At 71.9% G+C, this 14,162-nt stretch carries 16 protein-coding genes; 1 reads left to right on the top strand and 15 read right to left on the bottom strand.

The features are described from left to right. Positions 1-49: 49 nt before the first annotated feature. The 14 genes from ACFQLX_RS08740 to proS all read right to left on the bottom strand — a co-directional run bounded on the left by ACFQLX_RS08740 (position 50) and on the right by proS (position 11,491). Positions 50-1,663, bottom strand: a complete 1,614-nt coding sequence (locus tag ACFQLX_RS08740; protein ID WP_386413569.1) for a YifB family Mg chelatase-like AAA ATPase — start codon at positions 1,661-1,663, stop codon at positions 50-52. Further along, positions 1,663-2,025 (bottom strand): YraN family protein, encoded by a 363-nt coding sequence (locus ACFQLX_RS08735; RefSeq protein WP_386413567.1) that lies wholly within the window; start codon positions 2,023-2,025, stop codon positions 1,663-1,665. The genes ACFQLX_RS08740 and ACFQLX_RS08735 overlap by 1 nt, the downstream gene beginning before the upstream one ends. A gap of 147 nt (positions 2,026-2,172) precedes the next feature. Then, positions 2,173-2,493 carry a DUF2469 domain-containing protein gene (locus ACFQLX_RS08730; protein ID WP_386413566.1) on the bottom strand — a complete coding sequence of 107 codons (321 nt, stop codon included), beginning with the start codon at positions 2,491-2,493 and terminating at the stop codon, positions 2,173-2,175. A gap of 191 nt (positions 2,494-2,684) precedes the next feature. Further along, a complete protein-coding gene (gene lepB, locus ACFQLX_RS08725; RefSeq protein ID WP_386413564.1) occupies positions 2,685-3,392 on the bottom strand; it encodes a signal peptidase I in 708 nt (235 codons plus the stop codon). Positions 3,393-3,488: 96 nt separating this feature from the next. After that, the gene (gene lepB / locus ACFQLX_RS08720) at positions 3,489-4,379 is read right to left on the bottom strand and encodes a signal peptidase I (protein ID WP_386413563.1); all 891 of its coding nucleotides are present in this window, start codon (positions 4,377-4,379) and stop codon (positions 3,489-3,491) included. Beyond that, a complete protein-coding gene (gene lepB, locus ACFQLX_RS08715) occupies positions 4,300-5,307 on the bottom strand; it encodes a signal peptidase I (RefSeq protein ID WP_386413562.1) in 1,008 nt (335 codons plus the stop codon). Before lepB (ACFQLX_RS08715) ends, lepB (ACFQLX_RS08720) begins: the two co-directional genes overlap by 80 nt. Further along, on the bottom strand, positions 5,300-6,037 hold the full coding sequence (gene lepB, locus ACFQLX_RS08710; RefSeq protein WP_386413673.1) for a signal peptidase I: 738 nt from the start codon (positions 6,035-6,037) through the stop codon (positions 5,300-5,302). The genes lepB (ACFQLX_RS08715) and lepB (ACFQLX_RS08710) overlap by 8 nt, the downstream gene beginning before the upstream one ends. A gap of 50 nt (positions 6,038-6,087) precedes the next feature. Continuing rightward, positions 6,088-6,438 carry a 50S ribosomal protein L19 gene (gene rplS / locus ACFQLX_RS08705; protein ID WP_386413561.1) on the bottom strand — a complete coding sequence of 117 codons (351 nt, stop codon included), beginning with the start codon at positions 6,436-6,438 and terminating at the stop codon, positions 6,088-6,090. 160 nt (positions 6,439-6,598) lie between these two features. Continuing rightward, positions 6,599-7,411: a tRNA (guanosine(37)-N1)-methyltransferase TrmD gene (gene trmD / locus ACFQLX_RS08700; protein ID WP_386413672.1), complete on the bottom strand. Its 813-nt coding sequence runs from the start codon at positions 7,409-7,411 to the stop codon at positions 6,599-6,601. Between the two features lie 29 nt (positions 7,412-7,440). Next, positions 7,441-8,007 carry a ribosome maturation factor RimM gene (gene rimM, locus ACFQLX_RS08695; RefSeq protein WP_386413559.1) on the bottom strand — a complete coding sequence of 189 codons (567 nt, stop codon included), beginning with the start codon at positions 8,005-8,007 and terminating at the stop codon, positions 7,441-7,443. A gap of 182 nt (positions 8,008-8,189) precedes the next feature. Further along, entirely contained in the window at positions 8,190-8,429 is a 240-nt protein-coding gene (locus ACFQLX_RS08690) for an RNA-binding protein (protein ID WP_386413557.1), read from the bottom strand. A 2-nt stretch (positions 8,430-8,431) separates the two neighbouring features. Continuing rightward, entirely contained in the window at positions 8,432-8,875 is a 444-nt protein-coding gene (gene rpsP, locus ACFQLX_RS08685) for a 30S ribosomal protein S16 (protein ID WP_386413555.1), read from the bottom strand. A 320-nt stretch (positions 8,876-9,195) separates the two neighbouring features. After that, complete coding sequence (locus ACFQLX_RS08680) at positions 9,196-9,786, bottom strand: hypothetical protein (RefSeq protein WP_386413554.1); 591 nt, start codon at positions 9,784-9,786, stop codon at positions 9,196-9,198. A 289-nt stretch (positions 9,787-10,075) separates the two neighbouring features. Next, complete coding sequence (gene proS / locus ACFQLX_RS08675; RefSeq protein WP_386413552.1) at positions 10,076-11,491, bottom strand: proline--tRNA ligase; 1,416 nt, start codon at positions 11,489-11,491, stop codon at positions 10,076-10,078. A 152-nt stretch (positions 11,492-11,643) separates the two neighbouring features. Between proS and ACFQLX_RS08670 the strand changes: the two genes are divergently transcribed. Further along, complete coding sequence (locus ACFQLX_RS08670) at positions 11,644-12,492, top strand: methyltransferase domain-containing protein (protein WP_386413550.1); 849 nt, start codon at positions 11,644-11,646, stop codon at positions 12,490-12,492. Positions 12,493-12,567: 75 nt separating this feature from the next. On the opposite strand, the gene ffh is transcribed toward ACFQLX_RS08670, so the two are convergent. Further along, entirely contained in the window at positions 12,568-14,115 is a 1,548-nt protein-coding gene (ffh, locus tag ACFQLX_RS08665; RefSeq protein ID WP_386413548.1) for a signal recognition particle protein, read from the bottom strand. Between the last annotated feature and the right edge of the window lie 47 nt (positions 14,116-14,162).

Raw genomic sequence — 14,162 nt, 5'->3', positions numbered from 1 at the left:
CACGACCCCTCCTCGCTCCGCACACCATCCGCGCACCACCCCGCGCCCCCTACACCCGCGCCCCGTACGTCACTCCCCTCGGCACCCCGGTGCGCAGCTCCAGGGCGAAGTTCACGTCCTGGGCCGTGGGGCGGTCGTGACCCGCCAGGTCGGCCAGCGACCAGGCGACCCTCAGCACCCGGTCCAGCCCCCGGGCCGTGAGCAGGCCCCGCTCCATGTCCGTCTCCGCCTCGTAGAGCGCGCCGGGAAGCGCGGGCCAGCGGGTCCGCAGCTCGTATCCGGGCACCTCGCCGTTGGTCCGCCACGGGGTCTCCGCCAGCCGGGCCGCCGCGCGCTCGCGCGCCGCCAGGACACGCTGCGCCACGGCCGCGGTCGTCTCGCCGCGCCGCCCGGCGCCGGTCAGCTCGCTGCGGCCCACCGGCGCCACGGTGATCCGCAGGTCGACGCGGTCCAGCAGCGGGCCGGAGAGCCGCGTGCGATAGCGGCGGACGGTCTCCGGCCGGCAGTCGCAGGGCTCGCCGCCCACCGAGCCGTACCGCCCGCAGGGGCAGGGGTTGGCCGCCAGGATCAGCAGGAACTTCGCCGGCATCGACATCATCCCGGCGGCCCGCGCCACGACCACATGACCGGACTCCAGGGGCTGGCGCATGGCATCCAGGACCTGCGGCCGGAACTCGGGGGCCTCGTCCATGAACAGGACCCCGCGGTGGGCCAGCGAGACCGCTCCCGGCCGCGGCAGCCCCACCCCGCCGCCGACGACCGCCGGCATCGAGGCGGAGTGGTGCGGGGCGCAGTACGGGGCTCGGGAGACCATCGGCTGTCCCGGCGGCAGCGTCCCGGCCACCGAGTGGACGGCCGTCACCTCCAGGGACTCCTTCTGCGTCAGCGGCGGCAGCAGCCCCGGCAACCGCTCCGCCAGCATCGTCTTGCCGGCGCCCGGCGGCCCCTTCAGAAAAACGTGGTGCCGTCCGGCCGCCGCCACCTCCAGCGCCATCCGCGCCAGCTCCTGGCCGGCGACGTCCGCCAGGTCGGGCGGGGCCTCGCCGCCCAGCAGCCCCGTGCCGAGGCCGGCGCCCGGCACCGAGAGGCCCGCCAGCAGCGGATCGGGCCGGGCCTCCTCGGCCTCGTCACGCTCCTCCTCGGGCGCCACCTCGTCGTTGAGCAGGGCGATGAGCTGGCGCAGGCTGCGCACGCCCAGCACGGACATCCCGGGGACCAGGGCGGCCTCCGCCGCCGTGCGCTCGGGGACGACCACCTGCTTGTACCCCGCGTCGGCCGCCGCCAGCACGGCCGGCAGCACCCCGCGGATCGCCCGCACCCGGCCGTCGAGCCCCAGCTCGCCCAGCATCACCAGATCGGAGAGCTGGGAGGGGGCGATACGCTCCGCCGCGCCCAGGACCGCGCAGGCGATCGCCAGGTCGAAGCCGCTGCCGCCCTTGGGGACGGAGGCGGGGCTGAGCCCGACCGTCAGCTTCTTCTGCGGCCAGCTCACCCCGGAGTTGACCACGGCGGCCCGCACCCGGTCGCGGCTCTCCGCGAGGCTGCGGTCGGGCAGGCCGACCAGGGAGAAGTTCGCGACGCCCGGCTCCAGGTCCGCCTGGACCTCGACGACCACCCCCTCGACCCCGACAAGGGTCACCGAGCACGTACGCGCGAACCCCATCAGGCCACGCCCCGCACATGCTCGACCAGGGCCGCTCCCCGCTCCGGCAGCAGCACGCCGACCAGGTCGATCCGCACGCCGCCCGCCGGCGGTCCGCCGTGGCGGCTCAGCCACTGCGCCGCCAGACGGCGCAGCCGCTCGGCCTTCTCCAGGGTCACGGCGGCCATGGGATGCTCGAAGCCGCTCTCGGAGCGGGTCTTGACCTCGCAGATCACCAGGGCGTCGCCGTCCAGGGCGACGAGGTCGATCTCTCCTTCGCGGCAGCGCCAGTTCCGGGCGAGGACCGTCATCCCCGCCGCTGTCAGCCTGCGCTCCGCCAGACGCTCACCGTAGCGCCCGATTGCCTGTGTCGCTTGTGTCACGCGGACCACCTCCGGACACGACGATGCCCGGCTGTCCCGCGAGTTTTGGATCTTGGTGGATAACGGGGGTGACGGAGTTTTCCACAGGGCGGCGGATCAGGTCTCCCCGCTACCGCCGCCCGGTGGAGCGGCGGCCCGAAACGGCCCCTACCCGCCCAGCTCGTTCGACGGAAGCTCCAGATCCGCCTTGTTCAGCTCCTCGATGTTCACGTCCTTGAACGTGAGCACCCGCACCTGCTTGACGAAGCGCGCCGGCCGGTACATGTCCCACACCCACGCGTCGGCCATCGAGACCTCGAAGAAGACCTCGCCCTGGACCGAGTGCACCTGCATCTCGTAGTCGTTGGTGAGGTAGAAGCGCCGCTCGGTCTCGATCACGTACTTGAACAGCCCGACGACATCGCGGTACTCCCGGTAGAGCTTCAGCTCCATCTCGGTCTCGTACTTCTCGAGGTCCTCTGCGCTCATCGCGCGTCCCCTTCCGCCGTCGTTCCCCCATTGTGCGACAGACCCGCCCCCGCACGAGTCGGAGCCGCCGAGCCGGGGACCCCGGCGGGCGCCCGTCACACGGCCCGACATACGGCACGGCAGGTCACGTCGGGTACACGGTCTCACGCGGGACCGACACCTCCACGAAGGTCTACCCGCCCGCAGCGCCGTCAGCCCGCGCGCCGGCGCCCCAGTCTGCGGGCCAGCGGCCCGTAGGCGGCGCCACCGAGGATCAGCACGGCGCCCACCGCGATCGCGCAGACCAGCGCCGTCAGGGGGCCCGGGGCGGAGATCCCGCCGGGCAGCCGGGCGAATCCCGTGGGCCGGGGCAGCATCCGCGCCTCTCCCATCGGCCAGACGGTCGCGTCCACCCGCGCCTCCACGGCGCCGGCCGGCACCGAGCCTCGCGCCTGGTCGGTGAGCCGGGAGGCGGAATCGACCGAGATGCTCCGGCGGTCACCGAGCAGGAAGAGGCGCCCCTTGTCGACCGTCGTGGAGAAGGACGTCGTCGCGGCACGCTCCTCGGCACTCAGATACGCCTCCTCGACCGGCTCGCCGTTCACGGTCAGCCGGCCCCCGTCGCTGCGCACCTCGTCGCCGCCGATCCCCACGACCCGCTTGACCTCGGGCGCGCTGCCCCAGGCCGCGTCGCGGAAGACCACGACATCGCCCCGCCGTATCTCACCGGCGGATATCCGCTCGGCGAGCACATGCTCGCCCGCGGCGACGGTCGGCTCCATCGAGCCGGTCGGCACCGTGTACGGACGGTAGACCAGCGCCGCCCAGGCGGAGCCGCCCAGGAAGAGCACACAGCCCAGCGCAACGGCCACATTGGACACCACGGTACCGACGCTGCGGCCGGCTGATCCTCGTACCATGCGCGGCACACTACCTACCGGTACGGAGATCGTCACCGTTCCGGCCCACCGCCTGCGCCCCGACCCGTCCCGGCGCGGGCGGCCCGCTATTCGGACTCAGCCCTCGCGGCCGGCCTTGGCGAGCAGGCGCCGCCGCCGGATCAGCACCAGCGGCACCGCGCCCACCAGCCCCAGCGCCGCCGGGGCCGCGCCCAGGGCGCTGCTTGCCGCGTCGCTGATCCCCGGCTGGTCGTAGGTGTCCGGGATCGGCAGCGTGCCCCAGCGGCTGATCGGCCAGGCGCGCGCGACGGCCCGTCCCACGACCTCGTCGTTGTCCACGAAGCCGCCGCCGGGCTGGTCCATGTGATAGCGGGAGTCGAGGGAGTCGTTGCGGTGGTCGCCCATCACCCAGATCTTGCCCGCGGGGACCTTGACCGGCCCGAAGGTCTTGTTCGACGCGTCGGGCCCGCAGGGCAGCGTGCCGGGGAACGTGACGTAGCCGGACTCGTCCAGCGCGACGCCGTTGACCTTCACCGGCCCCTCGCCCTTGCACTCCACCGTGTCGCCGCCGACCGCGATGACCCGCTTCACCAGATCCTGCCCCTCGGCGTACAGACCGACGAAGCCGAGGACCTTCTGGACCGGGCCCGGGTCCGGGGCCTGGCTGTCGGGCAGCCAGCCGCCCGGGTCGTGGAAGACGACGACCTCACCGCGCTCCGGCTCCGCGCCGAACCACGGCGTCAGCTTGTCGACCAGGATGCGGTCACCGCGCTGCAGGGTGTTCTGCATCGAGTCGGAGGGGATGGAGAACGCCTGCAGCAGGAAGGTCTTGATCAGCAGGGCGAGCACCAGCGCGATGCCGATGAGGATCGGCAGTTCCTTCCAGAACGACCGGTGCTTGGAGCGGGCCGGCTCCCCCTCCGCCGCCTCATCCGCCGCCGCGGGGTCGGGATCCACCGCCGGACGCTCGTCGAACTCGTCCTGCCCGGAGCGTGCGCCCACTGCCACGTCCCCCACATCCACTCCTCAAACTGTCGCGCCGCCTGCACCAGAGCCGGTGCAGGCCCACCACTCCCATAACGAGCGGGAGTTCCGCAGGAGTCGGGGGTTGTCCGACTACTTGCGGGCCGTTCGCGTACGAACCCCGCATCATGCCGGAGGACACCCTAGTAGCCCCGGCGTGCGGCTCCGGCACCGACGCGTAGGTGTCCGGATCCTCCAGCCGGCGCCAGTGCCCGACCGGCCACGCGATGGCCATGGCCTTGCCCACCACCAGATCCTCCGGCACCGTCCCCTGGTACGGACCCTTGAGGTGCGCCCGTGAGTCGGCGGAGTCGGAACGGTGGTCGCCCATCACGAAGATGCGTCCCTGGGGCACCTTCACGTCGAACTTCGTGAGGGAGGGTACGTCCCCCGGATACAGGTAGGGCTCCACGATCGGCGCCCCGTTGACCGTGAGGCGCCCCTGGGCGTCGCAGCAGCGCACCCGGTCGCCGCCCACGCCCACGACCCGCTTGATCAGGTCCTGGTCGCGGTCGGAGGGCAGCAGCCCGATCCAGGTGAGGCCCGCCTTGACCTGCTTGACGACCGGCGGGTCGTCGTTCTTCTCGAAGCCCGTCTCGCTCTGCAGCCAGTTGCCCGGGTCCTTGAAGACCACGACGTCGCCGCGGTGCGGCTCGGCGCCGAACCAGGGGGAGAACTTGTCGACGACCACCCGGTCGCCGATCTTGATGGTCTGCTCCATCGAGCCGGACGGGATGACGAAGGCCTGCAGGGCGAAGGTCTTCACCCCCAGCGCGATCAGCAGCGCCACCACGATGATGACCGGCACCTCGCCGGCCGCCGAGCGGCGCCGCCTGCGCCTGATCTTCCGCTCCCGCTGCCGCCGCTCCAGTCGGCCGCCCGGTATCGCCTCGACCCGGCCGCGGCTACCCATCCCACGGCCGCTCGATCGACGTCCAGCGCCCGGCCGGCCAGCCGATCCAGTCGGCACGCCCGATCACCCGGTCCACCGGGACGGTCCCACCGCCCGGCGCACCGAGGTAGTCACGAGAGTCCCGGGAATCGCTCCGGTGGTCCCCCATCACCCAGAGCCTCCCCTCCGGTACCACGATGTCGAACGGTACGCGCGACGGCGTATCCCCTGGATAAAGGTATCCGGACTCTTCCACTGCCACACCGTTCACTCTCAGCCGACCTGCGGTATCACAGCAGGTGACGCGGTCGCCGCCGATCCCGACGACGCGCTTGGCGAAGTCCGTCTCGACCGGTTCGGTCAGCCCCGCGAAGGCGCCGGCCTTGCGCAGCAGCCGGGTGAGGGGGTTGCCGCCGGATAGCTCCTCGGTGAAGGAGCCGGTGCCGTCGAAGACGATCACGTCGCCGCGGGCCGGCTCACCGCCGAAGACGTAGGCCAGCTTGTTGACCAGCACCCGGTCGCCGGGCCGCAGGGTGTTCTCCATCGATCCGCTGGGGATCAGGAAGGGCTGGACGACGAACAGGTTGACCAGCAGCGACGTCACCAGGCAGACGGCCGCCAGCGCCGCGGCGGGCCGCAGCAGCCGCGCGGTACGCGAAGAGCGCGACGGCGCCTCCCGCCCGCCGGCCACCGAAGGGGCCGAGGGAGGGGAGGCGCTGTCGCGCTCCGAAAGCTGTGCGTCCGTGTCCATCAAGGTGTGAGCCTAGGGCCTGCCCGTCCCGACCTCGCGGACCGGGCGGCTTACCTGTCGCGCTTCTCCTTGATCTTCGCGGCCTTGCCGCGCAGCTCACGGAGGTAGTACAGCTTGGCGCGACGGACGTCACCGCGGGTCACGAGCTCGATCTTCTCGACGACCGGGGTGTGCACGGGGAAGGTGCGCTCCACGCCGACGGAGAAGCTGACCTTGCGGACGGTGAAGGTCTCACGCACGCCGGAGCCCTGGCGGCGGATGACGACGCCCTTGAACTGCTGCACACGGGAGCGGTTGCCCTCGATGACGCGCACGTGGACGTTCACGGTGTCGCCGGGACGGAAGGCCGGGATGTCGTCGCGCAGGGAGGCTGCGTCGACGGTGTCGAGAAGGTGCGACATGGTGTCTGCTTTCTTCGCCGATGCCACAGGTCATCAGCGGCATAGGGTCCGCGCCGCCGCGCATGGGGCGGTTCGGATACTTCGGATTGAGGTGGCCGCCGCGTCGTACGGACGTCGTCCCCCTGTGGCAGGGGCGCCCGTCGGACGAGGGACAGCCTGGCTATTCTTCCACGCCCTCGCCCGTACGCCAAAATCGCCCGTCGTCACCGGGCTGCCAGCCCAGCACGCTGAGCATCTCGCGGTCCTTCCTGTCGTACGAGGCGGGGTCCGCGCCCGCGATCAGGTCCGGCCGGTTCAGGCTCGTACGCCGCAGCGCCTCGTCGCGCCGCCAGCGCGCGACCTTGCCGTGGTGGCCGCTGAGCAGCACCTCGGGGATGCCCCGGCCGCGCCACTCGGGCGGCTTGGTGTAGACCGGGCCCTCCAGCAGGGCGGCCATGGGGCCGGGGGCGAAGGAGTCGTCCTGGTGGGAGGCCGCGTTGCCCAGGACGCCGGGCAGCAGCCGGGCGACGGCCTCGACCATGACCAGCACCGGGGCCTCGCCGCCGGCGAGCACGTAGTCGCCGATGGAGACCTCGCGTACGTCGAGGCGCTCGCCGTACTCCTCGACGACGCGGCGGTCGATGCCCTCGTAGCGGGCCGGGGTGAAGACCAGCCAGGGCTTGGCCGACAGCTCCACGGCCAGCTCCTGGGTGAAGGGCTTCCCGCTGGGCGTGGGGACGACCACCACCGGTCGGCGCCCGGGGTCGGAGGCGAGGACCGAGTCCAGCGCCTCACCCCAGGGCTCCGGCTTCATGACCATGCCGGGGCCGCCGCCGTAAGGGGTGTCGTCCACGGTGTTGTGCCGGTCGTGGGTCCAGGAGCGCAGGTCGTGGATGCGCACGTCGAGCAGGCCGCGGGCGGCCGCCTTGCCGACCAGGGAGACGTTCAGGGGGGCCAGGTACTCCGGGAAGATCGTGACGACGTCGATCCGCATCGCCCCGTCCCCCCCTGTGGTGCCGCTGCTCACTTACCGCCGTCCTCCGTCTTTCCCGCCGCGCCGTTCTCCCCGTCGTCCTCCGCCGGTTCCGCCAGCAGCCCGGGGGGCGGGTCGATCACGGCCCGCTGCTCCGCCAGGTCGATCTCGGGCACGATCTCGGCCACGAAGGGGACCATGACCTCGCGGTCGTCCGGGGTCGTCACGATCAGCAGGTCGTGGCCGGGCAGATGGGCGATCTCCTTGATCCGGCCGACCTGCGTGCCGTCCACCGTCACCACGTCGAGGTCGACGAGCTGGTGGTCGTAGAACTCCTCGGGGTCCTCCGGCACCTCCTGCGGGTCCACCTCGGCGATCAGCAGGGTGTTGCGCAGCGCCTCGGCGCCGGTGCGGTCGTTCACCCCCTCGAAGTGCAGCAGCAGCCGGCCGCTGTGCACCCGGCCGGACTCGATGGTCAGGGGGCCGGTGGCCGCCGGGTCGGTGGCCAGTACGGCACCGGGCCCGAGCCGCAGCTCCGGCTCGTCGGTCCGTACCTCAACAGTGACGTCGCCCTTGATGCCATGGGCACGGCCGATCCGGCCGACTACCAGCTGCACGGTTCATCCTCGTGGGTCCGGGAGCGCGAGACTCGCTTGTACGACGACGGGCCGGGGCGGCTTGGCGTCTTGACCAAGCTTCCCCGGCCCGTGCCGGTGCTGCTACCGCTGCTGTCGGTCGGCGGTCGGAAAACCGCCGGTCGGCCGTCGGCCGAGACAGCCGCGGGTCATGCTGTGCCGTGTCAGCGGATCTGGTCCACGTCGACGAGGTCGACGCGGATACCGCGTCCGCCGAGCGCGCCGACGACGGTCCGCAGCGCGCGGGCCGTACGGCCGTTGCGGCCGATCACCTTGCCGAGGTCGTCGGGGTGCACCCGGACCTCCAGCACGCTGCCGCGACGCAGATCACGCCGGGCGACCTGCACCTCGTCGGGGTTGTCGACGATGCCCTTCACGAGGTGCTCGAGGGCTTCCTCGAGCATCCTCAGGCCTCGGTCGGCTCAGCCGCGGCGTCGGCGGCGTCGGCCGTCTCGGCCTTCTTCTCCGCCTTCTTCGCCTTGGGGGTCACGGCCTCGCCCTTGGGCTCGTCGCCCGCGGCCTTGGCAGCGGCCTCGAAGAGGGAGCGCTTGTCGGCCTTCGGCTCGGCGACGAGCATCGGGGCCGGGGCCGGCAGGCCCTTGAACTTCTGCCAGTCGCCGGTGACCTTGAGGATGGCCATCACGGGCTCGGTCGGCTGGGCGCCGACACTCAGCCAGTACTGGGCACGCTCGGAGTCGACCTGGATGAGCGAGGGGTTCTGCACCGGCTGGTACAGACCGATCTCCTCGATGGCCCGGCCGTCACGGCGGGTACGGGAGTCGGCGACGACGATGCGGTACTGGGGCTGACGGATCTTGCCCATCCGCTTCAGCTTGATCTTGACTGCCACTGGAGTGGTGTCTCCTGAACTTGACGTGGGTGGGCGCTCGGGATCGCTGCGTGGGGTTGCGGCATCCGAGATGCCCGATGGACGCGTCAGCCGGAGGAGAGAGGGGTCCTGTGCGACTGTCGAGTACAGCTGTCCATTGTGCCACAGCCCCACGGGGGCGATTGACCGGCCGTGGGGATCACCCCCGAGCACCGCACCCGGCGCCTGCGTATGCGGGCAGCACCGTATGGCCAGGCCGCCCTTGCGGGCGCCCGGCCTGGTGGGCGGCTTCGGTCCGTCGGTGCTCAAGCAGCTGCAGTCCCTGCTGGAGCGGTACGGAACTACGCCGCCGCCGCCGTCTCCGGAATGCGGAACGGTTTGCCGCAGCCGCCGCAGACGATCGGGGCCTGGGCCAGGACCGACGGGACGACCCGGACGTTGCGCCCGCAGTCGCAGACCGCCTTCACCCGGACCCCTCCCCCCGAGGAGCCGTGCCGGGCGGCCGGACCCCGGAAGGCGCGCGTGGTCTCGGCGGACGTCGCCGCCGAGTGCGCCTTCAGAGCGCGGTTGAGGCGCTCCATGGCCGGTCGGTACCGCTTCTTGGCCTCCGGGGTGAGGGCGACCAGCGAGAACCCGCTGCTCGCGTGTGGCTCCTCCACGTGCTCGAGCCCCAACTCCTCGGCCACGGCCAGGAATCGGCGGTTGTGATAGCGGCCGGCCCGCGAGGTGTCGCGGATCCCCCGGGCCGCCGCCACACCGTGGACAGCTTCGTGCAGGAGCCGTTCGAAGGAGAGCTCCCCACCGCAGGCGGACGAGGATTCTCCGATTAGCGCTTCAGGCGCGGCCAGGTCCGGCAGTTCCGGGTGGTGCCGTTGAATCTCGGCCCACGCGAATGCCAGCTCCGCTGCCAATACAGGTGGTGTCGTGCTCACGTCGTAAAGAACGACCGGGGATCCGGCGGTGTTCCGATTCCAGGCATCCGAAATGATTTGCCCCTACCGGCCAGTATCACTGCTGATGCGTCCGGACACGGGCAGGTGCGGAGAACTGCGGAGATTGCGAGTATGCGGGCAGGACTCACCGCAAGCCGTCGCATAACCGGCGCGTACGCCCCGGCGCGCGAAATCGACCGCGCGCCGGGGGTGGCTCGTTGGGTAGGACGGCTCGGACAGCTGTCCGGTTCCAGCTCCTCGCTCCGTACGAGCCGGGAGCACGAATCGCTCAGTACGAGCGCGCCACGATCGCCACCGTGCCCGGTGCGTCGTCCGCGACCGGGACCGAGCCGTCCTCGGCGACCAGGCACCGTACCGAGACGGACTGCTCGCCGAGCTTGGCCTCGCCCTGCGGACCCAGGTCGGCCCAGGGGATACGGGCCCAGCCGCCGCCCACGGCGACCTCGGCGGCCTCCGCCGGCGTCGCCACGTCGCTGGTGCGCGACTCGCGGCGCTCGCGCGACTGGGTCAGCAGCAGCTCCTGGTCCTCCTCCAGCGCCTTGGGCAGCAGCGCCTCCAGCTCCTCGATCCGCACGGGCGACTTGCCGCCGGCGATCCGCCGGGCGACCATCGCGGTGCCGTTCTCCAGGTCGCGCGGGCCGATCTCGACGCGTACCGGAACGCCCTTCAGCTCCCAGTCCACCGCCCGCCGGCCGAAGGGGGTGTCGGTGCGGTCGTCGATGTGGACGCGCAGGCCCGCGGCGGCGAGGCGGTCGCCGATCTCGCGGACCTTCGCCACCACGGCCTCGTCGCCCTTGATCGCCATGACGACGACCTGGATGTGCGCCAGCCGCGGCGGCACCCGCAGGCCGTTGTCGTCGCCGTGCGACATCACCAGCGCGCCGATCATGCGGGTGGTGGAGCCCCAGGAGGTCTGCCAGACCAGCTCCTGCCTGCTCTCCCTGGAGAGGTACGTGGTGTTGAACGCCTTGGCGAAGTTCTGGCCCAGCTCGTGGCTGGTGCCCATCTGCAGCGCCTTGCCGTCGCCCATCATCGCTTCCAGCGTGAGGGTGTTGATGGCGCCGGCGAAGCGCTCCTTGGCGGTCTTGCGGCCGGGCACCACGTCGATGGCGAGGACGTCGCGCATGAACGCCTCGTAGACGTTGCGGTGGATGTTCGCCGCGAAGTCGCGCGCGTCCTCGTAGGTGGCGTGGGCGGTGTGGCCCTCCTGCCAGAGGAACTCCGAGGTGCGCAGGAAGAGGCGCGGGCGCATCTCCCAACGCACCACGTTCGCCCACTGGTTGATCAGCAGCGGCAGGTCCCGGTGGCTCTGGATCCACTTGGAGAAGTACTCGTTGATGATGGTCTCGGAGGTGGGCCGGATGACGACCGGCTCCTCCAGCTCCTTGCCGCCGCCGTGTGTGACGACCGCCAGCTCCGGGGCGAAGCCCTCGACGTGCTCGGCCTCCCGGGTCAGGTAGGACTGCGGGATGAGGAGGGGGAAGTACGCGTTCTGCGTCCCCGTCTCCTTGATCCGCCGGTCCATGTCCTGCTGCATCCGCTCCCACAGGCCGTACCCGTACGGCCGGATCACCATGGTGCCGCGCACGGGGCCGTTGTCGGCCAGCTCGGCCTTGTTGATCAGGTCCTGGTACCAGCGCGGGAAGTCTTCCGCCTGGGGGGTGAGTACGGGTGCCTTAGCCATGGCGCAGATGCTACGACCATGGCCCGGTCTTTGCCGAATCGCCCCTGGACGACCGGGCGGATGGGGAGTTGTCTGGCATACGGGGGGAGGACCGGCACCGCTCCCGGAGCCGGGCGAACGCACGCTACGCAACCCACGTGGATTGGGGCGTTATGACCGTTGTCTCGAGACCTCCTGCGCTCGTACGGACCCATCCCTCCGCCGCCCACGCCCCCTCCCCCGCTCCGCGGCCGGCGGCGGGGAGCAGCCGGGCGCGGGACTGGGCGGAGATCCAGGAGCGCATGATGGTGCCGCTCTACGAGGCGGTCTACGACCGGCTCGACCTCGGCCCCGGCGCGCGGCTGCTGGGCCTGGGGTGCGGCTCGGGCCTCGCCCTGCTGCTGGCCGCCCGGCGCGGTGCGCAGGTCACCGGGCTGGACAGCGACCCGCGGCGGCTGGCCCTGGCCCGCGAGCGGCTGACCGCCGGGTCCGGCCGGGAGGCGTCCCACCGGGCCGCGCTGCCGGGCCGGGGGCTGCCCGACCTCCCCGGCGAAAGGGGCCGGCCCTTCACCGTGATCACGGCCTTCGAGCGGGTGCGCGCCTCCACGCTGGCGGAGGCGGCGGCGCTGGCCGAGCGGGGCAGTGCGGTGGTCCTGGCCTCCTGGGGGCCGGCCGAGCGCTGCGCGAGCACGCCGGTGCTGCGGCTCGGCGCCCGGCTGGCGGATCCGGCCGGCGCACCCGCGGCCTGGCGGGCGCCCGGGCGCGACGACCTGGAGGACCTCGCCCGGGCGGCGGGGCTGACGCCGGCCGGCTCGGGGCGGGTGGCCTGCCCGTTCGGCTACGCGGACACCGACAGCGCGGTACGGGGCCTGCTCTCCACCGGCTACTTCGACGCGGCGATCCGCGCGCTGGACGAGGCGCGGGTGGTCAAGGAGCTGACGGAGGCGCTCCATCCGTACCGCCGCGAGGGCGGCATGGTCTGGATGCCCAACGTCTTCCGCTATCTGATCGCCTCGGCCTGAGCGGCAGGGCGGTCGAAAACCCGCGGGGCCCGTACGCCGGGTACGGGCCCCGCGGAGTCGAGGGGAAGCCTCGACTCACATGAACTTCTTGAACTCGTCGGGCAGTTCGAAGTCGGCCGCGTCCTGACCGGCCGGCAGGCCGAAGGCGCCGCCCTCGGCGGCCGCCGTGCGCTTCTCCGCCGCGGCGCGCTCCTCCTCCTGGCGCTTCATCGGGTTGCCCGAGCGCTGCTTGCCCTTGGCCTTCTTCACGGGCTTGCCCTTGCGCTTGGCCGCGCCGCCGCCCATCCCGGGCATGCCCGGCATCCCCGGCATGCCCTTGCCCTGGGCCATCCGCGACATCATCTTGCGGGCCTCGAAGAACCGCTCCACCAGGCCCTTCACGGCCGAGACCTCGACGCCCGAGCCGCGGGCGATGCGGGCCCGGCGCGAGCCGTTGATGATCGTCGGGTCCTGGCGCTCGACCGGGGTCATCGACTTGATGATCGCGGAGATGCGGTCGACGTCGCGCTCGTCGATGTTGTTGATCTGGTCGCGGATCTGGCCCATGCCGGGCATCATCCCGAGCAGCTTGGAGATGGAGCCCATCTTGCGGACCTGCTCCATCTGCGCCAGGAAGTCGTCGAGCGTGAACTCCTTGGGGCCCTTCGCCAGCTTGTCGGCGAGCTTCTGGGCCTCGTCCTGGCTGAAGGTCTGCTCGGCCTTCTCGATGAGCGACAGGACGTCGCCCATGCCGAGGATGCGCGAGGCCATCCGGTCGGGGTGGAAGGCGTCGAAGTCGTCCAGCTTCTCGCCGTTGGAGGCGAACATGATCTGGCGGCCGGTGACGTGCGCGACGGAGAGCGCGGCGCCGCCGCGGGCGTCGCCGTCGAGCTTGGAGAGCACCACGCCGTCGAAGCCGACGCCGTCGCGGAACGCCTCGGCGGTGTTGACCGCGTCCTGGCCGATCATCGCGTCGACGACGAAGAGGATCTCGTCGGGGCTGACGGCGTCGCGGATGTCGGCGGCCTGGCGCATCATCTCGGTGTCGATGCCGAGGCGGCCCGCGGTGTCGACGACCACGACGTCGTACTGCTTGTCGCGGGCGTAGGCGATGGAGTCCGAGGCCACCTTCACCGGGTCGCCCACCCCGTTGCCCGGCTCCGGGGCGTAGACCGCGACGCCGGCGCGCTCGGCGACGACGCTCAGCTGGTTGACGGCGTTGGGGCGCTGGAGGTCGCAGGCGACGAGCAGCGGGGAGTGGCCCTGGCCCTTGAGCCAGTGGCCGAGCTTTCCGGCCAGGGTGGTCTTACCGGCGCCCTGCAGACCGGCGAGCATGATGACGGTCGGCGCGGTCTTGGCGAAGCGCAGGCGGCGGGTCTCGCCGCCGAGGATGGTCACCAGCTCGTCGTTGACGATCTTGACGACCTGCTGGGCCGGGTTGAGGGCCTTGGAGACCTCCGCGCCCAGGGCCCGGTCCTTGACCTGCTTGATGAAGGCCCGCACGACCGGCAGCGCGACGTCGGCCTCCAGCAGGGCGATACGGATCTCGCGCGCCGTGGCGTCGATGTCGGCCTCGGTCAGGCGGCCCTTGCCCCGCAGGGACTTGAAGGCTGCTTCGAGGCGATCGGAAAGTGTGTCGAACACGGCTGTCGTCGATCCTCAGCTCGGGGGGCTCTCGGTGGGTCGCCCTC

Origin of the sequence: Streptomyces polyrhachis (genome assembly GCF_042663125.1) — a bacterium.
Lineage (GTDB): Bacteria > Actinomycetota > Actinomycetes > Streptomycetales > Streptomycetaceae > Streptomyces > Streptomyces polyrhachii.
Note: the sequence above shows the minus strand (reverse complement) of the source record. Positions and strands in the feature narration are given on the sequence as shown.

What these genes read in the sequence shown, in the direction of transcription:
- ACFQLX_RS08740 (WP_386413569.1), bottom strand. Translation starts at nt 1,663, where the DNA reads ATGGGGTTCGCGCGTACGTGCTCGGTGACCCTTGTCGGGGTCGAGGGG.
- ACFQLX_RS08730 (WP_386413566.1), bottom strand. Translation starts at nt 2,493, where the DNA reads ATGAGCGCAGAGGACCTCGAGAAGTACGAGACCGAGATGGAGCTGAAG.
- lepB (WP_386413564.1), bottom strand. Translation starts at nt 3,392, where the DNA reads ATGGTACGAGGATCAGCCGGCCGCAGCGTCGGTACCGTGGTGTCCAAT.
- lepB (WP_386413562.1), bottom strand. Translation starts at nt 5,307, where the DNA reads ATGGGTAGCCGCGGCCGGGTCGAGGCGATACCGGGCGGCCGACTGGAG.
- lepB (WP_386413673.1), bottom strand. Translation starts at nt 6,037, where the DNA reads ATGGACACGGACGCACAGCTTTCGGAGCGCGACAGCGCCTCCCCTCCC.
- rplS (WP_386413561.1), bottom strand. Translation starts at nt 6,438, where the DNA reads ATGTCGCACCTTCTCGACACCGTCGACGCAGCCTCCCTGCGCGACGAC.
- trmD (WP_386413672.1), bottom strand. Translation starts at nt 7,411, where the DNA reads ATGCGGATCGACGTCGTCACGATCTTCCCGGAGTACCTGGCCCCCCTG.
- ACFQLX_RS08690 (WP_386413557.1), bottom strand. Translation starts at nt 8,429, where the DNA reads ATGCTCGAGGAAGCCCTCGAGCACCTCGTGAAGGGCATCGTCGACAAC.
- proS (WP_386413552.1), bottom strand. Translation starts at nt 11,491, where the DNA reads ATGGCTAAGGCACCCGTACTCACCCCCCAGGCGGAAGACTTCCCGCGC.
- ACFQLX_RS08670 (WP_386413550.1), top strand. Translation starts at nt 11,644, where the DNA reads ATGACCGTTGTCTCGAGACCTCCTGCGCTCGTACGGACCCATCCCTCC.